Source organism: Pseudomonas sp. PSPC2-3 (assembly GCF_049898265.1).
Classification (GTDB): Bacteria; Pseudomonadota; Gammaproteobacteria; order Pseudomonadales; family Pseudomonadaceae; genus Aquipseudomonas; species Aquipseudomonas veronii.
Genome location: NZ_JAFCXJ010000013.1, coordinates 192204 through 217640 on the forward strand (window position 1 = coordinate 192204; position 25437 = coordinate 217640).

The 25437-nt window shown below is 59.5% G+C and carries 7 protein-coding genes, 1 tRNA gene and 3 pseudogenes; 4 read left to right on the plus strand and 7 right to left on the minus strand.

All coding sequences use genetic code 11. The annotated features are described in order from the left end of the window. The first annotated feature begins 128 nt into the window (after nucleotides 1–128). Nucleotides 129–698 (plus strand): TetR/AcrR family transcriptional regulator, encoded by a 570-nt coding sequence (locus ACP7E3_RS28100; protein ID WP_046488718.1) that lies wholly within the window; start codon nucleotides 129–131, stop codon nucleotides 696–698. Nucleotides 699–1008: 310 nt separating this feature from the next. Further along, nucleotides 1009–1464 (plus strand): hypothetical protein, encoded by a 456-nt coding sequence (locus ACP7E3_RS28105; RefSeq protein WP_017848534.1) that lies wholly within the window; start codon nucleotides 1009–1011, stop codon nucleotides 1462–1464. A 93-nt stretch (nucleotides 1465–1557) separates the two neighbouring features. Here the strand turns inward: ACP7E3_RS28105 and ACP7E3_RS28110 are convergent. Continuing rightward, a pseudogene (locus ACP7E3_RS28110) lies at nucleotides 1558–1707 on the minus strand (Arm DNA-binding domain-containing protein); the annotation flags it as partial. A gap of 54 nt (nucleotides 1708–1761) precedes the next feature. Here ACP7E3_RS28110 and ACP7E3_RS28115 point away from each other — a divergent pair. Beyond that, nucleotides 1762–1908: pseudogene (locus ACP7E3_RS28115) on the plus strand (phage portal protein); the annotation flags it as partial. 403 nt (nucleotides 1909–2311) lie between these two features. Here the strand turns inward: ACP7E3_RS28115 and ACP7E3_RS28120 are convergent. The 6 genes and pseudogenes from ACP7E3_RS28120 to ACP7E3_RS28145 all read right to left on the minus strand — a co-directional run bounded on the left by ACP7E3_RS28120 (nucleotide 2312) and on the right by ACP7E3_RS28145 (nucleotide 8393). After that, nucleotides 2312–2936 (minus strand): annotated as a pseudogene (locus ACP7E3_RS28120) (Fic/DOC family protein). Then, nucleotides 2933–3100, minus strand: a complete 168-nt coding sequence (locus tag ACP7E3_RS28125) for a YhfG family protein (RefSeq protein ID WP_090234743.1) — start codon at nucleotides 3098–3100, stop codon at nucleotides 2933–2935. Before ACP7E3_RS28125 ends, ACP7E3_RS28120 begins: the two are co-directional and overlap by 4 nt. A 168-nt stretch (nucleotides 3101–3268) precedes the next feature. Then, a tRNA-Thr gene (locus tag ACP7E3_RS28130) sits at nucleotides 3269–3344 on the minus strand. A 130-nt stretch (nucleotides 3345–3474) separates the two neighbouring features. Next, nucleotides 3475–4851, minus strand: a complete 1377-nt coding sequence (locus tag ACP7E3_RS28135) for an HlyD family type I secretion periplasmic adaptor subunit (protein WP_046385021.1) — start codon at nucleotides 4849–4851, stop codon at nucleotides 3475–3477. Next, nucleotides 4841–6994 carry a type I secretion system permease/ATPase gene (locus ACP7E3_RS28140; RefSeq protein WP_102618928.1) on the minus strand — a complete coding sequence of 718 codons (2154 nt, stop codon included), beginning with the start codon at nucleotides 6992–6994 and terminating at the stop codon, nucleotides 4841–4843. Before ACP7E3_RS28140 ends, ACP7E3_RS28135 begins: the two co-directional genes overlap by 11 nt. Nucleotides 6995–7040: 46 nt before the next feature. Beyond that, nucleotides 7041–8393: a TolC family outer membrane protein gene (locus tag ACP7E3_RS28145; RefSeq protein ID WP_046385019.1), complete on the minus strand. Its 1353-nt coding sequence runs from the start codon at nucleotides 8391–8393 to the stop codon at nucleotides 7041–7043. A 347-nt stretch (nucleotides 8394–8740) separates the two neighbouring features. Here ACP7E3_RS28145 and ACP7E3_RS28150 point away from each other — a divergent pair, with 347 nt between their 5' ends. Beyond that, nucleotides 8741–25396, plus strand: a complete 16656-nt coding sequence (locus tag ACP7E3_RS28150) for a retention module-containing protein (RefSeq protein WP_426125068.1) — start codon at nucleotides 8741–8743, stop codon at nucleotides 25394–25396. Nucleotides 25397–25437: the final 41 nt, after the last annotated feature.

Sequence of the window (25437 nt, forward strand, 5' to 3'; positions counted from 1 at the left end):
CGTTGGTAAATGGTCATCTTGCTTGCGATTAGGATGATGATCGAAATCTAAACTGTCAACGGTTTTGATTATGGTCGACATCTATGTATCATCAGCCGATGAATTTCAGCGGTAGAGAGGTATCGAACATGCGAGTGTCCAAGGCTCAGGCCCAGGCAAATCGGGAGCACATCGTCGAAACGGCGTCAGTCGTGTTTCGCGAGCGCGGCTTTGACGGAGTCGGCGTGGCCGACCTGATGGCCGCCGCCGGTTTCACCCATGGCGGTTTCTACAAACATTTCGCTTCAAAGGCCGACCTGATGGCCGAAGCCTCGGCCAACAGCCTTGCGCACTCACTGGCCAACGCCGAAGCATTGAGCGTGAAGGACTTCATCGATCTGTACGTCTCCAGGGAGCATCGCGACAGACGCGCCACGGGTTGCACCATGGCAGCGCTGTGCGGTGACGCAGCGCGTCAATCGGGCGACTTGAAATCGGCATTCGCTGAAGGCATCGAGCACATGCTGCAAACGCTCGGCGAAAAATACCCGACCGGCCCGGATGCGGCGCCGGGTGAGGCAAGGCAGAAAATGATCGACCTGCTGGCACGCGCGGTCGGCGCGATCACGCTATCGCGCGCCTGCCCTGACGACTCGGCGCTGGCGGATGAGATTTTGGCGGTGTGTCATGGGCAGATGATCGAGTCGTTGTCGGAGTAGTTGGGGGTTTGATGGTTTTGGGCGTTAGGGGGAGTCAGGGGAAGAACATGATTTTCGTTATCTGATTGAAAATATGGCCTTGCCCCTATTGACCGCTGTTCTCCAAGCAATTGACCTGTACACGCAGCACTGAGAGCAGGCGCCTTCACGGAGTAAACCACCGGCGATAAGGGATAATTCAAATTAATCTAACTTCCTGTTGTTTCTAACAGTGTTGGCCATTTTGATGCTGTGGAATAGTACACGGGTTCGTGATAGTGAATTTGCTTAAATGTTTGCAATTTCAAACATACTATTCGGAGGCGTGCACATGGCCACTCTTAATGGAAAGGTTTTATTTTATGATCCCAAGTACCAGACGGGGACGATAGGCGACGAGGCGGGAAGCATGAAACGTTATGTTTTTCATGACTCGGACGTGGTATCTGGTGAGACGTTGGAAAAAGACCAGCTTGTGTTTTTTACTGAAGAAGTATCTTTAAGTGGCGGGACCCCTGGATATAGAGCTACCTTGGTTCAAGGTAGGCCGTATAGGGTGGGAATGACCATACTTTCCGGTACGGTACTGTCATATAGTTCTGAGCGCTCGGGGGGGGTAATTGCAGATAAGAACACAAAAAATCTCAATCACTATACCTTTTCCGACTCGGACGTGGTGTCTGGAGGTCCATTACACGTTGGGCAGTCTGTAACCTTCATTGGAGAGATGATCCGAGTTAATGAGGCTCAGTTTCAATACGGAGCAAAAATAATTCAGGGTGAGTAATGATACTTGCCGGTGGTGAGCCGCGTGAACATTTACGTAAACTGTGCGGCATTCTCTGAGTTAATGGAGTTTTTAGCCTCGGTCGCTGATGAGCCGCGACCGGGAGAGGTTGGCGGTAACGATGGGGTAATTGCCAATGATGAGCGTACCTTCCTTGCCGCTGGGCTTGGTGTACTTCAAGCGCCAGGTCTTCACGCCATTGGGTTTGACGAAAAGGTACATGCCGCCGCCGTCGAACAGTTTGGGAAACAGGGGCAGACTACCATTATTGAAAACATGCTCTGACCCCTATTTTCCATGCCGGAAAATGCGGCGGGGTTTGGGGATGTGGAAAAGATTGATCGGGTGTATATGAATAATGAAATACGGTCGATCAGGCAGTTGTTTTTACAGGTGAATGGGCGGTTGCGTATGGATCGAGGCATAGAATGGATTGATAGATGAGCTCGTAGGGGGCATATATAGGTAGAAGTGTGCGCGTGTGTTTTTCAATTGCCAAAGTATAGGCCTGATTTTTATGATTTGTCGGGAAACAGGGGTCAGACCACCATTATTGAAAACATGCTCTGACCCCTATTTTCCTAATTTAGCCGTGAGCGCGAAACCAGTTGCCATCCAGCGGCTATAACTGGCGTAGGAACCCCGTCGATGGTTGGATCATCAGCGTAGGGTGAGACCCCCACACCCCTGCTTGAGGGCGTGTATATGAATATCAAGCGTACTTTCAAGGGCTGCCGGCAATGGTGGCCCTTTTCTTTACCTGTCACAAAAGTGTGTAGCGCTTGTATAGCTGGTCGCCGGGGGAAACGCTGTCCTGTCTTTTTTCATGGGGCTTGTTCACTCCCCATCAGGCGTCGTCTGCATTGTCTTCCATGATCGGCAGACCAATGCAACGATCAAATATCTGGATCAGCGGGCCATCGTCGCCATGAAATGACTGATGATTCGCTTTAATCCATTCTTGTTTGTCGACTTCCCACCAATTGATCTCGTAACCCGCGTTGATGATGATCCATTCGAACAGCATCCGCTGGGCTCGTCCGTTACCTTCTCGGAAGGGATGTGCGACGTTCAACGTACTGTAGGACTCGGCGACGGCTTTGAGCAGTAAGTCGCGTGAATAGCCTTCAAACCAGCCGTTGGACTCGACTTTTCGGAATTCTCTGGCGGCTTCCGGCTCTATGCGGTCAGGGACGCAGAACTGATTTCCACCTTTGCTGATCTTTACCGTCCGGAGCTCGCCGGCCCAACTATAGATAGCCGAGAATAGGGTACGATGAATTTGTTTCAGAGTATCCAGGCTGTATGGCGGCTCTATGAACTCAAGCGCGCTCTGCGGCAGCCTCGGTGAGATAGCGTTCGGCCTCGTTGAGGTCGTCCTCATCATGCAAATCAAGTAGGTTTTTGAGGGTACCTGTTCCCCGGTAACAGTAGGGATCCTGATCGACCCCGTATTTGTCATTACTACTCAAGCTTTGATTTGCCGAACGGCCATGAGCGCAGCTTCGCGAGTGGGAAGCTTGTGATCGTCATTTGGAGAGGTCGTAAAACCCTCGAGGCGCAAGCTGGCCGCGAAGTTGGATTTACGGTGTTTGGCGAAGTAGGCTTTTTTGGCTTGAAAACTCAGCTTTTCCACGTCTGCTCTCCACGGATGTGTGCCCGAGAGTATAGCTTATTCAACTAGCTGTTTGGCTCTGCATCAGCGCTACTCGTCGCCTTGGGAGATGCTCCCACCGAAGGCCGGGCTGGAAGGACATTTCGTCAGGCAAAAAAAAGCCTCGCATCGCTGCGAGGCTTTTTAATATGGTGCCGGCACCAGGAGTCGAACCCGGGACCTACTGATTACAAGTCAGTTGCTCTACCAACTGAGCTATACCGGCGTGTTAGGGCGACGATTATAGCGATTGAAAAAGTTCTGTAAACCCCTGAAATCTGACTATTTTTGCGAAAACCCAAGTTTTCGCCCTTCGCCCTGCATTTACCCGCTTCTCCCGCAGCCAAATGCCCCGATCAGCGCTCGTGCATGGCCTCTGCGCGGGATTTGATGATTGGCTTGAGCAGGTAGCTCAAGATGCTCTTCTTGCCGGTGATGATGTCCACAGAGGCCACCATGCCGGGGATGATCAGCAGGGGTTTGTCGTCGGTGCCGAGGTGGCTGCGGTCGGTGCGCAGTTTGATGACGTAGAAGGTGTTTTTCTTCTCTTCATCCATCACGGTGTCGGCGCCGATCTGTTCGAGTTTGCCTTTGAGGCCGCCGTAGATGGTGTAGTCGTAGGCGGTGAATTTGATCATTGCTTCCTGGCCGGGGTGGAGGAAGGCGATGTCTTGCGGGCGGATCTTGGCTTCTACCAGCAAGGTATCGTCCAGCGGTACGACTTCGGCGATGTCGCTGCCGGGCTGGATCACGCCGCCCACGGTGTTGACCAGCATTTGCTTGACGATACCGCGCACGGGGGAGGTGACCATGGTGCGGCTGACGCGGTCTTCCAGGCCTTTGGAGGTGGCTTGGGCCTTGCTCAGGTTGGTGCGCGCTTCGTTCAGTTGAGCCAGGGCTTCGCTGCGGAATTTGCCGCGGGTCTCGTCGATTTTGCGTTGCACTTCGTTGATGGCGGCCTGGGCGCGGGGGATGGCCAGGGTGGTGCCGTCGAGCATGCCGCGGGTTTCCACTTCGGAGCGTTTGAGGCGCAGCACTTCTACCGGCGAGACCGCGCCCTGTTGGACCAGCGGTTCGGACATGCCGATCTCCTGGCGCAGCAGGTTCAGGCTGTTGCGGTATTGGTCCTGCTTGGAGGCGAATTCACGCAGTTCCTGCTGGCGTTGCAGCAGTTGTTGTTGCAGCCCGCCGATTTCGTCCGACAGTTGCTGGCGTCGGCTCAGGTACAGCGACTCTTCGTTCGAAGCCTGGTTGGGCACGGCTTTGCGCGCGTCTTCGGTAATGTTCAGCGGGCGATTTTCGACTTCGGCGCTGAGGCGCTCCACGCGCAGTTCCATGGCCACGCGGTCGGCTTCGGTTTCGCCGACGTTGGAGGCAAAGCGTGTGTCGTCCAGGCGTACCAGCGGCGCACCGGCGTCGACGATTTGGCCTTCATGCACGTAGATCTGGGCGACGATGCCGCCTTCCAGGTTCTGGATTTTCTGGATGCGCGAGGAGGGGATCGCCTTGCCTTCGCCTTTGGTCACTTCATCGATGATCGCAAAGTGCGCCCACAGTATCAGGAACACGAAGAAGCCGATCACGCCCCAAATGGTCAGGCGCACGATGCGCGGGGCGTCGTCGACCAGGGCTTTTTCGACTTCGGGCAAGGGCTGGTCTTCGAGCGAGTCGGTGCCTCTGAAATAGCCGAAGATGACGTCTTTCAAGCGGCGTGGGCCGGATTTAAGCAACACTGATCTGCCCCTTTTTCAGCGCTTCCATGACGGCCGCTTTTGGACCGTCCGCGAGTATCTGGCCACGGTCGATCACCAGCAGGCGATCCACCAGGCTCAACAGCGAGGCGCGGTGGGTGACCAGAATCACCGTCTTGTTTTCGATCACCGACTGCAAGCGCTGTTTCAGGCGCTCTTCGCCGGTGTTGTCCATGGCGCTGGTCGGTTCGTCCAGCAGCAGGATCGGTGGGTTCAATAGCAATGCACGGGCGAGGGCGACGTTTTGTCGCTGGCCGCCGGAGAGGTTTTGCCCGCGTTCGCCCACTTGCAGTTCGTAACCTTGCGGATGCAGTCTGGCAAATTCATGCACGCCGGCCAGTTCTGCGGCTTGCAGCACCATTTCGTCGTCCACGTAGCGTGCGCCCGAGACGAGGTTGTCGCGCAAGGTGCCGGCCAGCAGTTGGATGTCCTGGGCCACGTAGCCGATGTTGTGGCGCAATTCGCTGACATCGATCTGGCGAATGTCCACGCCATCGACCAGCAACGAGCCCGAATCCGGCTGGTAAAGACCGACCAGCAGTTTGGCCAGCGAGCTTTTGCCCGAGCCGCTGCGCCCGATGATGCCGATCTTCTCGCCCGCCCGCACATTCAGGTTGATGCCGCGCAGCGCCAGGTTTTGTTGGTTCGGGTAGGTGAAGTCGACTTCGCGGAACGTCATCGCGCCTTGCAGCGCCTTGCGGCTGAGCGGGCGTTCGTCGTAGTTGCGTTCTTGCGGCAACTCCATCATCTGGTCGACCGAGACCATCGTCACCTTGGCTTGCTGGTAACGCGTCAGCAGCCCCGACAGTTGCGCCAACGGGCCCAGTGCGCGGCCGCTGAGCATGTAGCAGGCAACGAGGCCGCCCATGCTGAGGGCGCCATCAATGATCTGGTACACGCCGAAAATGATCATCGCCACGCCGGCCACTTGCTGGATCAGCAAGGTGATGTTCATGGCCAGGCCGGACAACACCTTGACCCGCAGTTCCAGGCGGCTGAGGGTGCCAATGGTCTGTTCCCATTGATACTGGCGCTCGCTTTCTGCGTTATTGACCTTGACCGCATCGAGCCCGGCGAGGGTTTCGATCAGGCTCGACTGACGCTCGGCGCCCAGGGCCATGGTGCGCTCCAGTGTCGCAGTCAGCGGTTTCTGGAGCATGTGGCCGATACCCAGGGCCAGCGGGAAGGCGATGATCGGAATCCACACCAGGTGGCCGCCGAGCATGGCGATCACCACCAGGATGATCAGGGTGAAGGGCAGGTCGATCAGGCTCGCGAGGGTCAGCGAGGTGAGGAAGTCGCGCATCCCCTGGAATTCATGGATGTTCTGCGCAAAGCTGCCGACCCGCGCCGGGCGCACTTTCATGGCCATGCCCACGATGCGCTCGAACAGCGTCGCGGAGATGATCAGGTCGGTTTTTTTGCCCGCCAGGTCCAGGCATAAACTGCGCAGGCTCTTGAGCAGCAGATCGAACAAGTACGCGCCGCAGATACCGATGGCCAGCACCCACAAGGTGGCGGTGGCCTGGTTGGGGACCACGCGGTCGTACACGTTCATCACAAACAGTGGTGCGGCCAGGGCGATCAGGTTGATCACCAGGCTCGCGGCGATTGCGTCGGCGTAGAGCCAGCGCGAGCGCTTGAGGGTGTCTCGAAACCACGAGCGTGCGCGCGGGATCAGCGTGCCGCTGGTGATGTCAAATTTATGCTGCGGTTGGGCGAAAAATACCCGACCGCTGTAATCCTGACTCAAGGTTTCACGGCTGACCTGTACTTCGCCGCCGTCGCTTTCGCTGAGCAGCAGTCGCGCCGTGTCGCCTTCCCAGCCCAACAGCACCGCGCTGCGCCCTTCCTTGAGCAGCAGCATGGCGGGCAGTGCGATGGATGGAATCTGTTCCAGCTTGCGCTGCAGCAACCGCCCCTGCAAACCCGCCCGAGCGGCTGCACGCGGCAGCAGCTCGGCGCTCAGACGCTGGGCCGCGAGTGGCAGCCCAGTGGTCAGCATTGCGCGGCTGGCGGGTTTGTAATGCAGTGAGCAGAGTGTCAACAACCCGTCCAGCAAGGGGTCGTCATGCTGACTGCGCGGGTCATGGTTGAGTTGCGCCACACCTATTTCAGAATCCAAGCTGACTCTCTCTTACTGCAGTTGAGTGGTCCAACGCCGTCAAGAATCAGTTCATCCCTGGCAGGTTTACCGACGGTTTAATATCGTTCTGCACAACCGATGCCATCGGCGCTACCACGCCCTGACTTCTCAGCAGTTGGCCCATGTCGGCCTTGATTCGATACTGCGTGTAGATCTGCAGGTTTTTGATCTGCGCCAGACGCTGCTGAGCGGTGAACAGTTCATTCTCGCTGTCGAGCAAGTCGAGCAGTGTACGCTCACCGAGGCTGAACTGCTGTTGATACGAGGTACGTACTCGCGTGCTGCGGTCCACGTATTCCTGCGCGATCGGCACCTGCTGGGTGGCGTTGTTGTAGGCGTTCCACGCCAGGCCCAGCTCTTCGTTCAGCTGACGCAGGGCGTTGTTGCGGATGTCCAGCGCCTGGGAGGCCTGGGAAGCCTTGGACTGCAGGTTGGCCTTGTCGGTGCCGCCGTTGAACAGGTTGAACTGCATGTTCAGCATGGCGGAATAGCTGTTGTCATGGCCTGGGTCGCCGGCGATGTTGTCGTTGGCCGAACGTTGCAGTACCGCATCGAAGCGCGGGTAGAAGGTCGACTTGGCGGATTCGTACTGCTTTTCAGCGGCGGTGATATCCGATTCGGCAGAGCGCAATACCGGGCTGTCGGCAATCATCTGGCGGCGTGCGTCATCCAGGCTGGCTGGCAGCAAGGTCACGATGCCCGCTGGCTTTTCCAGTTGGTCAGGCTCTTGGCCGACAACGCTCATGTAGTTGGTATTGGCGTCAGCCAGGTTGGTCTGTTCGGTGATCAGGTTGTTTCGAGCCTGAGCCAGACGGGCTTCGGCCTGGTCCATGTCCGCCATTCTTCCGACGCCACGGCTGGTGCGCAATTTGATCTGGTCAAAAATGCGTTCGTGGCTTTTCAGGTTCTCTTCTGCCAGTTGCACCATCTCGCGACGGGTCAAGACATCCAGATAAACCTGGGCGACCGTCAGGGCGGTGCGCTCGGTCGTGTTGAGCAGCGCATAACCGCGGGAATTGGCGGTGGCTTGTTGGCGGCCTACTTCATTTTGGGTGCCAAAACCCTGGAACAGGTTTTGCTGCAGACGAATGGTCGATTCGCCGCGGTTCATGGTTTTCCAATCGTGGCTGTTGCTGGCCGCGCGGGTGGTGGTGTTGTCCGAGCTTTCACGGCCATAACCGCCCAGCAAGTCGACTTTAGGCAAGTAGCCGCCTTTGGCTGCGTCGACTTGGTAGTCAGCAGCAATGCGCGCATTGACACCCGCTTGGATCTCCGGATGGACTTCCACCGCTTTCTGCATCGCTTCCGTCAGCGTTTGAGCCTGTACGAAACTGGCGGCTAGAGCAAAAGGCAAAGCTTTGAATAAGTGCAAACGCATTGTGATTCTTCCCTGGGGATTGGTTGCCTGGAAAACCGCAACAAACTTGAAATAGTGCATTGGATTGGCAACCGAAATCACTGCTTGTCATGAGTGCTGGACGGTGCAAACAGAAAGTCGCGATGCCGTGTAAATATCAATGTGACATTACCGGGCGGATTGTTTAGGATGGCGCCAAATAGGTCAATACCTTGACGGAAAAGTAATTCGTCGAGCAAAACACCAAAATATTGACGCCAAATTTTTTACATGGGTTTAACGTACTCCAGCTATTGAATCGGCACTAGAGAGAAAGGCCGGTCTCCATGATGGATGCCCCCTGAACGGTAATACACGGAGAGTCTTTTATGAGCAGCGTTGCGGTCGTCAAAAGCATTGTCGGTCAAGTGTTTGCGGTATCCCCGGAAGGGATTCGTCGCCTGCTGGTAGAAGGGGATCGTTTGTTTGCAGGGGAGCAGGTGGAAACCGGTCCTGCCGGCTCCGTGTCGCTGGAGCTTGCCGATGGCCGCACCCTTGACCTGGGGCGCGACACGCAATGGAGCGCGAACACGCCTGACTCAGTGACCGACCTGAGTGCCGCCACTGCCCAGGAAGCACCCTCCGTTGCCGAACTGCAGCAAGCCATCGCTGCCGGTGCCGACCCGACCCAAGACCTTGAAGCCACAGCTGCCGGCCCGACTGCCGCTGGCGCGGACGGCGCCGTGGGTGGCGGCCACAGCTTTGTCGTGCTGGACGCCACCGCAGGCACGGTTGACCCTACCATCGGTTATCCGACGAACGGCTTGAATGCCGCCGATGCCGCGACCAGCCTGTTCACCGCCGCTACCAATAACAGCCTCGATCCGCGCAGCGTCACCATCACCTTGACTGCCACGCCGAGCATCACCGAAGCCGGCGGCGTCGTGGTTTACACCGTGTTTGTCACCCAGGCGCCGACCAGTGACCTGACCGTCACCTTGTCCAACGGCTTGTCTGTCGTGGTCCTCGCCGGCCAGACCGCGGGCGCGCTGAACGTCACGTTCGCGGGCAATGACACGCCTTACCTGGATGCCTCGTCGATCTCCGCCACCATCACCGGCACGTCCGGCGGCGGCAACCTGATCATCACCACCGACCCGGCGCCGGCCGTTACGCAGATCAATGACACCATCGACACCACCACCGTCACGCTGAGCGCGAACGCGTCGGTCGATGAGGGCGGCAAGATCGTTTATACCGCGACCGTGAACAACGCCGCGCAGACCGACGTCACCATCACGCTGTCCAACAACACCACCATCACCATCGAAGCCGGTAAAACCACGGGCACCGTCAGCGTCGATACGCCGGCAAACCTGGCCGATGGCAAAGACCTGACCGTCAGCGCCACCATCACCGGTGCAAGCGGCGGTAACTACGAAAACCTGGCGATCAACCCGGAAGCCGCCACTACCACCGTGATCGCTGTCGACAACCCGAGCGTGCTGGTCGCAGACACCAACACGGTTGCCGAGGAGCAGGTTGCCACTGGCAACGTGCTGAGCAATGACAGCGACATCGACAACGTGCTGACCGTCGCGACGTTCACCGTTGGCGGCACCACGTATAACGCAGGCCAAACCGCCATTGTCGAAGGTGTCGGTACCGTCACCATCGGTGCGGATGGTGCGTATGCGTTTACCCCGGTCAAGGATTACAACGGTGAAGTGCCGCAAATCGGCTACACCACCAATACCGGTTCGAGCAGCACGCTGGACGTGACGGTGACGCCGGTTAACGACGCGCCGGTGGCAGTGGTGGTCGCAGCGAACGGAGCTGAAGATCCGGCCCAGGGCATTGCGGTCAAACTGAGTGCGACCGATGGGGATGGTTTGGCGAACGTGAAATCGTTCACTGTTGGCACGCCAACCAATGGCACGTTCTACACCGACGCGGCCATGACCAAACCGGTGACCGGCTCGATCGACGCGGTCAACGGCGAAGCGACGATTTACTTCAAGCCGAACGAAAACTTCAACGGCACCGCGAATTTCACCTATACCGCGACCGACAGCGGCAACGCGGATGGCAGCAACCCGCTGACCTCTGCTCCGGCTAACGGCACTGTCACTGTGACGGCGGTCAACGATGCACCGGAAGCGATCGCGACCACTGCAACCGGGACTGAAGATCCAAGCGTAGGCATTGCGGTCAAGCTGAGCGCGACCGATGTGGATGGCCTGGCGAACGTGAAATCGTTCACCGTCGGCGAGTCGGCCAACGGCACGTTCTACACCGACGCTGCCATGACCAAGCCGGTGACTGGCGCGATTGACGCGGTCAATGGCGAAGCCACCGTGTACTTCAAGCCGAACGAAAACTTCAACGGCACCGCGAACTTCACCTACACCGCGACCGACAGTGGCAACGCTGACGGCAGCAACCCGCTGACCTCTGCGCCGGCTAACGGCACTGTCACTGTGACGGCGGTCAACGATGCGCCTGAGGCTGTGGCGACCACTGCGACGGGCTCTGAAGATTCGGCCCAGGGTATTGAAGTCAAGCTTTCGGCCACCGACGTAGACGGCGTGGACAACGTGAAATCGTTCACTGTCGGCACGCCAACCAATGGCACGTTCTACACCGATGCTGCCATGACCAAACCGGTGACTGGCTCGATTGATGCGGTCAACGGCGAAGCGACTGTTTACTTCAAGCCAAACGAAAACTTCAACGGCACCGCGAATTTCACTTATACCGCGACCGACAGCGGCAACGCTGACGGCAGCAACCCGCTGACTTCGACCCCAGCCAACGGCACCATCACTGTCACTGCGGTGAACGATGCGCCGGTGGCTGTGGCGACCACTGCGACCGGTTCTGAAGATCCGGCCCAGGGCATCGAAGTCAAGCTTTCGGCCACTGATATCGATGGCGTGGAGAACGTGAAATCGTTCACCGTCGGCACGCCTACCAACGGCACGTTCTACACCGATGCGGCCATGACCAAGCCGGTAACCGGCTCGATCGACGCGGTCAACGGCGAAGCCACGGTTTACTTCAAACCGAACGAAAACTTCAACGGCACGGCGAACTTCACCTACACCGCGACCGACAGCGGCAATGCTGATGGCACCAACCCGCTGACTTCTACTCCGGCCAACGGCACTATCACCGTGACTGCGGTCAACGATGCGCCAGAAGCTGTCGCCACTACCGCGACCGGTTCTGAAGATCCGGCCCAGGGCATCGAAGTCAAGCTTTCGGCCACTGATATCGATGGCGTGGAGAACGTGAAATCGTTCACCGTCGGCACGCCAACCAATGGCACGTTCTACACCGATGCTGCCATGACCAAGCCGGTAACCGGCTCGATCGACGCGGTCAACGGCGAAGCCACGGTTTACTTCAAACCGAACGAAAACTTCAACGGCACCGCAAACTTCACCTACACCGCGACCGACAGCGGCAATGCTGACGGCACCAACCCGCTGACGTCTACTCCGGCCAACGGCACCATCACCGTGACTGCGGTCAACGACGCGCCGGTTGCCGCACCGACCACCGCAACGGGTTCCGAAGATCCGGTTCAAGGCATCGAAGTCAAACTGAGCGCGACCGACGTAGATGGCGTGACAGACGTGAAATCGTTCACCGTCGGCACGCCTACCAATGGCACGTTCTACACCGATGCGGCGATGACCAAACCGGTGACCGGCGCTATTGATGCGGTCAATGGCGAAGCCACGGTTTACTTCAAGCCAAATGAAAACTTCAACGGCACCGCGAACTTCACCTACACCGCCACCGACGGCGGTATTGCTGACGGCGGCAGCCCGCTGACCTCTGCGCCTGCCAACGGCACTATCACCGTGACCCCGGTCAACGATGCACCAGTGGCTGCGGCCACTACCGCAACGGGTGCTGAAGATCCAAGCGTAGGTATCGCGGTCAAACTGAGCGCGACGGACGTAGACGGCGTGGCGGACGTGAAATCGTTCACTGTCGGCACGCCTACCAACGGCACGTTCTACACCGACGCCGCCATGACCAAACCGGTGACCGGCTCGATCGACGCCGTCAACGGCGAAGCCACCGTTTACTTCAAGCCAAATGAAAACTTCAACGGCACCGCGAACTTCACCTACACCGCGACCGACGGCGGTATTGCTGACGGCGGCAGCCCGCTGACCTCGGCTCCGGCCAACGGCACCATCACCGTGACTCCGGTCAACGATGCACCGGTCGCCGCACCGACCACCGCAACGGGTTCTGAAGATCCGGTTCAAGGCATCGAAGTCAAACTGAGCGCGACCGACGTAGATGGCGTGACAGACGTGAAATCGTTCACCGTCGGCACCCCAACCAACGGCACGTTCTACACCGACGCCGCCATGACCAAGCCAGTGACTGGCTCGATTGACGCAGTCAACGGCGAAGCCACCGTTTACTTCAAGCCAAACGAAAACTTCAACGGCACCGCGAACTTCACCTACACCGCGACCGACGGCGGTATCGCTGACGGCGGCAGCCCGCTGACCTCGGCTCCGGCCAACGGCACCATCACCGTGACTCCGGTCAACGATGCGCCGGTCGCCGCACCGACCACCGCAACGGGTTCCGAAGATCCGGTTCAAGGCATCGAAGTCAAACTGAGCGCCACCGACGTAGACGGCGTGGCAGACGTGAAATCCTTCACCGTCGGCACCCCAACCAACGGCACCTTCTACACCGACGCGGCCATGACCAAGCCGGTAACCGGCTCGATCGACGCGGTCAACGGTGAAGCCACCGTTTACTTCAAGCCAAACGAAAACTTCAACGGCACCGCGAACTTCACCTACACCGCCACCGACGGCGGCATTGCTGGCGGCGGCAGCCCGCTGACCTCGGCTCCAGCCAACGGCACCATCACCGTGACTGCGGTGAACGACGCTCCGGTACTGGGCAACGCCTCGACCAACGCATTCGGCGACACCTATATTGAAGGCAAGCCTGGCGGCTACGTGGCGGCGAACCTGACCGTCAGCGACGTCGACAACGGCACCCTGCAAAGCGCCAAAGTCACACTCGTCAACCACCTGGCAGACGATGTACTGATCGCAGATGTCAGCAACACCAAAATTGCAGTCAGCTACGACAAGGCCACGGGCATCTTGACCTTGTCCGGTGAGGCCACCACGGCTGAGTACCAGGAAGTCCTGCGTTCGGTACACTTCGCCAGCGAAAGCGAGAACCCGGACCCGGCCAATCGCACCCTGACCATCACCGTCAACGACGGCCAGCTGGATTCGGCGCCTGTCACCTCCGTGGTGTACGTGGTTCCGGTGAACGATCCGCCTGAGGTCAAGTTCGACAGCACCACATTCACTGAGCAAAAAGACGCAGTCGCGCTGGTCGAAAACCTGACCATCAAAGACGTCGACAACACCACCTTCAGCAAAGTCGTGGTCACCGTCGACCACCTGGCTGCAGGTGATTTGCTCAGCAATACCGATGTGCTCAAGGCCCTGGCCGTTGCCGGGATCACCATCACCCAGAGCGGCAGCGCCGCCGACGGGAAAATCGTCTACACCCTCACCAGCGACTCGAAGGCCGGCAGCAGCGCCGCCGACTTCGTCAAACTGGTTGAAGCCATCACCTTCCAGAGCCCGGGCAATAACCCTGTCGGTACCGATCGTACCGTCACCATCGATGTGACTGACAACGGTGGCGGCAACCTGGATCGCGAACCGCCGGAAACCGGCAGCGCCACTGGCAAGGTCACTATCGACCTGTTCAACGACGCCCCGACTGCATCGGCCGACAACACCACCGCCGATGAAGACCATACCGCCAAGATCGTGCTGGACGGCAAGGATGTGGACGGTACCGTCTCCAGCTTTGTCATCACCACCTTGCCGGAAAATGGCAAGCTGTACAGCGATGCCACGCTGCAAACCGAACTCAAAGTCGGCGACTCGGTGCCAGCGGGTGCCGACGGCAAAGCCGCGGTTTACTTCGCCCCGACCGGCGACTGGAGCGGCAAAACCGAGGTGACGTTCACTGCGGTCGACAACGGCGGTAAATCGAGCGCCGTAACGACGGCCGACATCACGATCGCGCCGGTTACCGACACTCCGCACCTGGGCCTGCTCGGCGGCGGCCCTGTGACCTCGATCAACTTCGACAGCGCCAACCTCAATGGTTCGTGGGGCATCGTCGGGGTAAATGACGCCAACAACGCGCCTGTCAGTGGCACCCCGAGCACTCCGTGGCTCACGGGGAATGCCGGCGGCCAAGTCGAAATCGGCCAAAGCAGCAACTACGGCGTAGAGACCCCAGGCAACAGCCAGGTCATCGAGCTTGAGAAAAACGCCGGCGACGACTCCAGCCTGTACACCATCATCAAGGCAGAAGCCGGCACGGCCTACACCATCTCGGTCGACTACTCGCCGCGTGCGGGTGCTGAGAACAATTCGGTGATCGACGTATTCTGGGGCGGCGTCAAAGTCGGCACCCTGGATACCACCACCGTCGGCATGAAGACTTACACCTTCGTCGTGCCGGTCACCGCTGACGGCGATGCCAAACTCGAGTTCAAAGCCCCGGCCGGGGATGCAAACAACTCGTTGGGCGGCGTGCTGGACAACATCAACGTCACCCAGGTGCTGAACACCGGCCTGGAAGACCATGCGATCAAGCTGTCGACCATCGACGCATACGCCACCGACAAGGATGGTTCCGAGACGCTCAAGCTGGAAGTCGGTGGCATACCGCTCAACGCGACCATCACCGATGGCACGCCGGGCCACACCTTCACCGCGACGGCTGGCAATCAAAGCGTCGACATCAGCAACTGGAACAAGGCCACCCTGGTCTTCACCCCGGCGGAAAACGCCAACGGCCTGGTGAACCTCACTGTCACTGCCACCGCGCAGGACGGCACGGCTGATCCGAAGTCCGAGTCGATCACCCTGCCGATCAACGTGATTGCCGTTAACGATGCGCCAGAAGCTATCGCGACTACCGCGACCGGTTCCGAAGATCCGGTTCAAGGTATCGAAGTCAAACTTTCGGCTACTGATATCGATGGCGTGGAGAACGTGAAATCGTTCGCGGTTGGCACGTCGACCAGCGGTACGTTCTATACCGATGCGGCGATGACCAAACCGGTGACCGGCTCGATTGATGCGGTCAACGGCGAAGCCACGGTTTACTTCAAGCCAAATGCGAACTTCAACGGCACGGCGAACTTCACCTACACGGCCACCGACAGCGGCAACGCTGACGGCAGCAACCCGCTGACCTCGGCTCCGGCCAACGGCACCATCACTGTGACTGCCGTGAACGATGCGCCGGTTGCCGCACCGACCACTGCAACGGGTTCTGAAGATCCGGTCCAGGGTATCGAAGTTAAGCTTTCGGCCACTGACGTAGACGGCGTGGCGGACGTGAAATCGTTCACCGTCGGCACGCCAACCAATGGCACGTTCTACACCGATGCGGCCATGACCAAGCCAGTGACTGGCTCGATTGACGCGATCAACGGCGAAGCCACCGTTTACTTCAAGCCGAACGCGAACTTCAACGGTACCGCCAACTTCACTTACACCGCCACCGACGGTGGCATTGCTGACGGCGGCAGCCCGCTGACCTCAGCACCTGCCAACGGCACCATCACCGTAACTCCGGTCAACGATGCGCCTGTGGCTGTGACCACTACCGCGAGCGGTGCTGAAGATCCAAGCGTAGGTATCGCGGTCAAACTGTCCGCCACCGACGTAGACGGCGTGGCAGACGTGAAATCCTTCACCGTCGGCACGCCAACCAACGGCACGTTCTACACCGACGCGGCGATGACCAAACCGGTGACCGGTTCCATTGACGCAGTCAACGGCGAAGCGACCGTTTACTTCAAGCCAAACGAGAACTTCAACGGCACCGCGAACTTCACCTACACCGCTACCGACGGCGGCATTGCTGACGGCGGCAGCCCGCTGACCTCCGCGCCTGCTAACGGCACTATCACCGTGACTGCGGTGAACGACGCGCCGGTCGCAGCACCGACCACCGCAACGGGTTCCGAAGATCCGGCCCAGGGTATCGAAGTTAAGCTTTCGGCCACTGATGTAGACGGTGTGGCGGACGTGAAATCGTTCACCGTCGGCACGCCTACCAACGGCACGTTCTACACCGATGCGGCGATGACCAAGCCAGTGACTGGCTCGATTGACGCGGTCAACGGCGAAGCGACCGTTTACTTCAAACCAAACGCGAACTTCAACGGCACGGCGAACTTCACCTACACCGCCACCGACGGCGGTATTGCTGACGGCGGCAGCCCGCTGACCTCAGCACCTGCCAACGGCACTATCACTGTGACTCCGGTCAACGACGCGCCTGTGGCTGTGACCACTACCGCGACCGGTGCTGAAGATCCAAGCGTAGGTATCGCGGTCAAACTGTCCGCCACCGACGTAGACGGCGTGGCAGACGTGAAATCCTTCACCGTCGGCACGCCTACCAACGGCACGTTCTACACCGATGCCGCCATGACCAAGCCAGTAACTGGCTCGATCGACGCGGTCAACGGCGAAGCCACCGTTTACTTCAAACCAAACGCGAACTTCAACGGCACGGCGAACTTCACCTACACCGCTACCGACGGCGGTATTGCTGACGGCGGCAGCCCGCTGACCTCGGCTCCAGCCAACGGCACCATCACCGTGACTGCGGTGAACGACGCGCCGGTCGCAGCACCGACCACTGCAACGGGTTCTGAAGATCCGGTCCAGGGCATCGAAGTTAAGCTTTCGGCCACTGACGTAGACGGTGTGGCAGACGTGAAATCCTTCACCGTCGGCACGCCAACCAACGGTACGTTCTACACCGATGCCGCCATGACCAAGCCAGTGACTGGCTCGATTGACGCGATCAACGGCGAAGCCACCGTTTACTTCAAGCCGAACGCGAACTTCAACGGCACCGCCAACTTCACTTACACCGCGACCGACGGTGGTATTGCCGACGGCGGCAGCCCGCTGACCTCAGCTCCGGCCAACGGCACCATTACCGTGACTCCGGTCAACGACGCGCCTGTGGCTGTGACCACTACCGCGACCGGTGCTGAAGACCCAAGCGTAGGTATCGCGGTCAAGCTGTCCGCCACCGACGTAGACGGCGTGGCAGACGTGAAATCGTTCACCGTCGGCACGCCAACCAACGGCACGTTCTACACCGACGCGGCGATGACCAAACCGGTGACCGGCTCGATTGACGCGGTCAACGGCGAAGCGACCGTTTACTTCAAGCCGAACGCGAACTTCAACGGCACGGCGAACTTCACCTACACCGCCACCGACGGCGGTATCGCTGACGGCGGCAGCCCGCTGACCTCTGCGCCTGCCAACGGCACCATCACTGTGACCCCGGTCAATGACGCGCCTGTGGCTGTGACCACTACCGCGACCGGTGCTGAAGACCCAAGCGTAGGTATCGCGGTCAAACTGAGCGCGACCGATGTAGACGGCGTGGCAGACGTGAAATCCTTCACCGTCGGCACGCCAACCAACGGCACGTTCTACACCGATGCCGCCATGACCAAGCCAGTAACTGGCTCGATCGACGCGGTCAACGGCGAAGCGACCGTTTACTTCAAGCCAAACGAAAACTTCAACGGCACCGCCAACTTCACTTACACCGCTACCGACGGCGGTATTGCTGACGGCGGCAGCCCGCTGACCTCGGCTCCAGCCAACGGCACCATCACCGTAACTCCGGTCAACGATGCGCCGGTCGCCGCACCGACCACCGCAACGGGTTCCGAAGATCCGGTTCAAGGCATCGAAGTCAAGCTGAGCGCCACTGACGTAGACGGCGTGACAGACGTGAAATCCTTCACCGTCGGCACGCCAACCAACGGCACCTTCTACACCGACGCCGCCATGACCAAGCCAGTGACTGGCTCGATTGACGCGATCAACGGCGAAGCCACCGTTTACTTCAAGCCGAACGCGAACTTCAACGGCACCGCCAACTTCACTTACACCGCGACCGACGGTGGTATTGCCGACGGCGGCAGCCCGCTGACCTCTGCGCCTGCCAACGGCACTATCACTGTGACTGCGGTGAACGACGCGCCGGTCGCCGCACCGACCACTGCAACGGGTTCCGAAGATCCGGTCCAGGGTATCGAAGTTAAGCTTTCGGCCACTGACGTAGACGGCGTGGCAGACGTGAAATCGTTCACCGTCGGCACGCCTACCAACGGCACGTTCTACACCGATGCGGCCATGACCAAGCCAGTGACCGGCGCTATTGATGCGGTCAACGGCGAAGCCACGGTGTACTTCAAACCAAACGCGAACTTCAACGGCACGGCGAACTTCACCTACACCGCCACCGACGGCGGTATTGCCGACGGCGGCAGCCCGCTGACCTCGGCTCCGGCCAACGGCACCATCACCGTGACTCCGGTCAACGACGCGCCAGTGGCTGTGACCACTACCGCAACCGGTGCTGAAGACCCAAGCGTAGGTATCGCGGTCAAACTGAGCGCGACCGACGTAGACGGTGTGGCAGACGTGAAATCCTTCACCGTCGGCACGCCAACCAATGGCACGTTCTACACCGATGCGGCCATGACCAAGCCAGTGACTGGCTCGATTGACGCGGTCAACGGCGAAGCGACCGTTTACTTCAAGCCGAACGCGAACTTCAACGGCACCGCGAACTTCACTTACACCGCGACCGACGGCGGTATCGCTGACGGCGGTAGCCCGCTGACCTCGGCACCTGCCAACGGCACCATCACCGTGACCCCGGTCAACGACGCGCCTGTGGCTGTGACCACTACCGCGACCGGTGCTGAAGATCCAAGCGTAGGTATCGCGGTCAAACTGAGCGCGACCGATGTAGATGGCGTGGCGGACGTGAAATCCTTCACCGTCGGCACGCCAACCAATGGCACGTTCTACACCGATGCGGCCATGACCAAACCGGTGACCGGTTCCATTGACGCGGTCAACGGCGAAGCGACCGTTTACTTCAAGCCGAACGCGAACTTCAACGGCACCGCGAACTTCACTTACACCGCGACCGACGGCGGTATCGCTGACGGCGGTAGCCCGCTGACCTCAGCTCCGGCTAACGGCACCATCACCGTGACCCCGGTCAACGACGCGCCTGTGGCTGTGACCACTACCGCGACCGGTGCTGAAGACCCAAGCGTAGGTATCGCGGTCAAGCTGAGCGCCACCGACGTAGACGGCGTGGCAGACGTGAAATCCTTCACTGTCGGCACGCCTACCAACGGCACGTTCTACACCGACGCGGCGATGACCAAACCGGTGACCGGCTCGATTGATGCCGTCAACGGCGAAGCGACCGTTTACTTCAAGCCAAACGAAAACTTCAACGGCACCGCGAACTTCACTTACACCGCTACCGACGGCGGTATCGCTGACGGCGGCAGCCCGCTGACTTCGGCTCCAGCCAACGGCACCATCACCGTAACTCCGGTCAACGACGCGCCTGTGGCTGTGACCACTACCGCAACCGGTGCTGAAGACCCAAGCGTAGGTATCGCGGTCAAACTGAGCGCCACCGACGTAGACGGCGTGGCAGACGTGAAATCCTTCACCGTCGGCACGCCAACCAATGGCACGTTCTACACCGATGCGGCCATGACCAAGCCAGTGACTGGCTCGATTGACGCGGTCAACGGCGAAGCGACCGTTTACTTCAAGCCGAACGCGAACTTCAACGGCACTGCGAACTTCACTTACACCGCCACCGACGGTGGTATTGCCGACGGCGGCAGCCCGCTGACTTCGGCTCCAGCCAACGGCACCATCACCGTAACTCCGGTCAACGACGCGCCTGTGGCTGTGACCACTACCGCGACCGGTGCTGAAGACCCAAGCGTAGGTATCGCGGTCAAGCTGAGCGCCACCGACGTAGACGGCGTGGCAGACGTGAAATCCTTCACTGTCGGCACGCCTACCAACGGCACGTTCTACACCGACGCGGCGATGACCAAACCGGTGACCGGCTCGATTGATGCCGTCAACGGCGAAGCGACCGTTTACTTCAAGCCAAACGAAAACTTCAACGGCACTGCGAACTTCACTTACACCGCCACCGACGGTGGTATTGCCGACGGCGGCAGCCCGCTGACTTCGGCTCCAGCCAACGGCACCATCACCGTAACTCCGGTCAACGACGCGCCTGTGGCTGTGACCACTACCGCGACCGGTGCTGAAGACCCAAGCGTAGGTATCGCGGTCAAGCTGAGCGCCACCGACGTAGACGGCGTGGCAGACGTGAAATCCTTCACTGTCGGCACGCCTACCAACGGCACGTTCTACACCGACGCGGCGATGACCAAACCGGTGACCGGCTCGATTGATGCCGTCAACGGCGAAGCGACCGTTTACTTCAAGCCAAACGAAAACTTCAACGGCACCGCGAACTTCACTTACACCGCGACCGACGGCGGTATCGCTGACGGCGGTAGCCCGCTGACCTCAGCTCCGGCTAACGGCACCATCACCGTGACCCCGGTCAACGACGCGCCTGTGGCTGTGACCACTACCGCGACCGGTGCTGAAGACCCAAGCGTAGGTATCGCGGTCAAACTGAGCGCGACCGACGTAGACGGTGTGGCAGACGTGAAATCGTTCACCGTCGGCACGCCAACCAACGGCACGTTCTACACCGATGCAGCCATGACTAAACCGGTAACCGGCGCGATCACCGCGGTCAACGGCGAAGCCACCGTGTACTTCAAGCCAAACGAAAACTTCAACGGCACGGCCAACTTCACTTACACCGCGACCGACGGCGGTATCGCCGACGGCGGCAGCCCGCTGACCTCGGCACCTGCCAACGGCACCATCACCGTAACTCCGGTCAACGACGCGCCGACTGCGAGCAATGGCTATGTAGAAAGCAACGAAGACACCCCAGTCGAGCTGAAATGGTCGACGTTCGGGGTCAACGATGTGGATTCCACGGACCTGAAAGTCGTCTTCACCAGCCTGCCCAACGGTGCCATCGAGTACAAAGTCGACGGTGTCTGGGTCAAGCTCAGCGCGGCTGATCTGAAAACCGATACGTCGCCGGGCAAGGCCTTCAGCCAGGCCGACTTCGACAATCACAATGTGCGTTACAGCCCAGCGGCCAACGAGTCGGGCGATAACAGCTTCGGCAACGCCGGCGTCGGTAACAAGCAGGGTGATTACACCGAGCTGAAGTTCCAGGCGACCGACGGCCAGCTCAACAGCGATACGAAAACCATCACCGTGGATATCCACCCAGTGACGGACGTTCCTGTCGTGACCGTCGGCGCATTCGGTGACGTGCCAACCGGCTTGACCATTCAAACCTGGACCGGCGGCAACCTGCCGGGTGCATTGGGTACGAACGGTAATGGGGTTGTTCAGTCCAGCGATTTGATCCGGGTCATCAACGCTCAAACGCCTGACAGCGCAGCCTCCACGGGTGTGACCACCAACGTGAGCAACGCTAATGTGGTGGAACTCACCGCGACCAAAGTCTCCGGCCTGATTTACCTGGAAGCCGGCAAGAGCTACAGCTTCACCGGCAGCGCCGATGACAGCCTGGCGGTTACCGTCGGCGGCAAGTTGGTGTCGACCGAGACCTGGAGCCAGGGCACCGGGATCAACGCAACCCCCTTTACGCCGACAGAGTCGGGTTATTACACCCTCGACATCTATCACTACAACCAGGCCGGCCCGGGCAACTACGACGTCAATGTCTCGATCAACAACGGCCCGTCGATGGCGTTGGGCAGCAGCGGCGTGCAGACCTATACCAGCCTGGAAGCATTGAAAGCCGCCGGGGCGGTGTTTGACGATGCTCATGTGGTCAACGGAGAAGGTTATTACACCGGCTACGTTTATAACCACGGCCTGGAAGACACTGCGATCAAGATCAGCCCGATCACGACCACGTTTGTCGACAATGACCAGTCGGAATCGCACAAGGTAGAAATCAGCGGCCTGCCTGAAGGCGCTGTCATCACCGACGGCGCCACGGGCCACAGCTATACCTCGACGGGTGCGACCACCCAGTACGATGTCAGCAATTGGAACCTGGCTACCCTGACCGTCACTCCGGCCAAGGATGCGACTGCCAATTTCGATCTGACTGTGACGGCAACGGCCAAAGAGTTGAGCACGCAGGTTGAAGAAGTCACGACTGGCAAGGTGAGCGTGGTGATCACTGCGGTCAACGACGCGCCGGTGGCTGTGGCCACGACTGCGACGGGTGCTGAAGACCCAAGCGTAGGTATCGCGGTCAAGCTGAGCGCGACCGACGTAGACGGCCTGGCGAACGTGAAATCCTTCACCGTCGGCACGCCAACCAATGGCACCTTCTACACCGACGCGGCGATGACCAAAGCGGTGACCGGCGCGATTACCGCGGTCAACGGCGAAGCCACCGTGTACTTCAAACCGAACGCGAACTTCAACGGCACGGCGAACTTCACCTACACCGCCACCGACAGCGGCAACGCTGACGGCAGCAACGTACTGACCTCGCCAGCAGCCAACGGCAGCATCACCGTGACTCCGGTCAACGATGCGCCAGTGGCTGCAGCAACCACCGCGACCGGTGCTGAAGACCCAAGCGTAGGCATCGCGGTCAAGCTGAGCGCGACCGACGTCGATGGCCTGACCAACGTCAAGTCGTTCACCGTTGGCACGCCAACCAACGGCACCTTCTACACCGACGCAGCGATGACCAAACCAGTGACCGGCGCGATTACCGCGGTCAACGGCGAAGCCACCGTGTACTTCAAGCCGAACGCGAACTTCAACGGCACGGCGAACTTCACCTACACCGCCACCGACAGCGGCAACGCTAACGGCAGCAATCCGCTGACCTCGGCCCCGGCCAACGGCACTATCACCGTGACCTCGGTCAACGACGCACCGACCCTGGACCTGAGCACCACAGACGGTTCCGTCCTCACCAGCTACAGCACGGCCTACTCGGAGCGCAGTACGGGTGGGATAGCGATCACCGGCAACGTAGCCATCGGTGACGTCGACAGCAGCCAGATGCAAAGCGCGACCATCACCTTGAAAAACGCCAGCGCGGGCGACCAGCTCAGCTCGAGCCTGGTGACCGTGGGCGGTACTTACAACGGCGTCACCCTGACCAGCGTCGGCACCGACGTCAGTGGCAAAATCGTCCTGACCCTGTCGGGCGCGGCTGACACGGCCACCTACAAGTCGTTGCTCGAGTCGTTCCAGTACTCCAGCACCAGCAAGTATCCGACCACGGGTGATCGCACCGTCGAGATCTCTGTGAAGGACAACGCAGGTGCTGACAGCCTGAGTTCGTCGGTGGCCACCAGCACCATTACCGTTGCGCCACAGGCTTATGTGGTGACTGAAGGCGGCGGCGCTGCCGATGTCATCGACCTGAGCAGCTCCTCGGCCAACAACATGGTGGTCGGTGACAAAGGCGGTATCGTCAATGCGGGCAGCAACTACAACATTGCCTTCATCGTCGATACCTCGGGCAGTATCGGCAGCAGTGCGATGAAGTCGATCAAGGCGCAGCTTGCGAGCGTGTTCGATACCTTGATCAGCAATGCCGGTAAAAGCGACTCGGGTGTTGTGAAAGTACTGCTGGTCGACTTCGATACGCGGGTCGAAGCGCAGGTCTCGGTCAACCTCGCCGACAAGGACGCCGCTAAAGCGGCCTTGCAGGCTGTGTTGACTCAGATGACGTCAAAATCGAGCGACATGACCAACTATCAGGATGCGTTCAACGCCGCCACCAACTGGTTCAAAGGCGACGAAGCCACGAGCAATGTGGGTGCAAAAAACCTGACGTACTTCATTACCGACGGTGAGCCGAACATGTACACCGCCATTCAGGGTAACCCTCTCCTGGGCTCGACCAGTTGGTTCGGCTCGAATGTTTACTTTGATAGCATCGTCAATAGCGGCAATTACGTCTTGGGTCAGACCAACTCGGTCACAACGACAATCAACGGCAGGACGCAGGTGATTGTCGATGGTGACGGCAAGGTCTATTCCTACGATGGTTGGGGTAATAAAAACCTCGAAGGCACCGTGGTGGCCAACAGCAGCGGCGGCTTTGACGTGGCGTCGGTCTACAACGACTCCAGCGCCGCCATGAGCAACGCCCAGTCGGCCTACTCCGATCTGGTCAACGCGGTTCCAGGCAAGGTTGTCGTCGAGGCCATCGGTCTGGGCTCGAACATTGATACCGCTGTGCTCAAGCAGTTCGATACCGATCATAACGTCTCCACGATCGACACCGCGAAGCTGGCGGATGCCATCACCGGCCACGCGGCTGATACCGGCGCCGACACCCTCACCGGTGGTTCGGGCAACGACATTCTGTTCGGCGACCTGATCAGCTACAACAACCTTGAAGGCAGTGCTGCACTCAAGGCGTTCGCGGCCGACAAACTGGCCACGACCGTCGATCACATCGATGACCGTACCTTGCACCAGTTCATCACCGAGCACGTCGCTGACGTGGGTGCATTGGCCAGCGCGTCGAACATCTACGGCACCAACGACGGCGCTGACAAGCTGATCGGCAACGCCGGCGACGACATTCTGTTCGGCCAAGGCGGTAACGACGTGCTCAACGGCGGGGCGGGTAACGACATCCTGGTGGGCGGCAAGGGCAATGACACCCTCACCGGCGGCGCGGGGGCGGATACCTTCGTGTGGCTCAAAGGGGATACCAACACCGGGACTGGCGTCGATACCATCACCGACTTCAAGCACAGCGAAGGCGATAAGTTGGACCTGTCCGATTTGCTGCAAGGCAGTAACGACACCAACCTGACCAGCTACCTGAAGTTGAGCACCGACTCGGCGGGCAACTCGACGCTGAGTGTCAGCAGCAGCGGTTCGTTCACGGCGCAGGGTGGCGGTACGGCCGATGTTACGATCAAGGTCGATGGCGCCAGCTGGGGCAGTGGCAGTGCCGCGATCAACAGCCTGATCGCCGGTGGTGATCTGACCGTCAAGCATCACGACTGATCACCCTGGAGCGCCAATCTTTCGGGATTGGCGCTCCGTGG

Coding starts and splice junctions, on each gene's coding strand:
- ACP7E3_RS28100 (WP_046488718.1), top strand. CDS start 129: ATGCGAGTGTCCAAGGCTCAGGCCCAGGCAAATCGGGAGCACATCGTC.
- ACP7E3_RS28105 (WP_017848534.1), top strand. CDS start 1,009: ATGGCCACTCTTAATGGAAAGGTTTTATTTTATGATCCCAAGTACCAG.
- ACP7E3_RS28145 (WP_046385019.1), bottom strand. CDS start 8,393: ATGCGTTTGCACTTATTCAAAGCTTTGCCTTTTGCTCTAGCCGCCAGT.
- ACP7E3_RS28150 (WP_426125068.1), top strand. CDS start 8,741: ATGAGCAGCGTTGCGGTCGTCAAAAGCATTGTCGGTCAAGTGTTTGCG.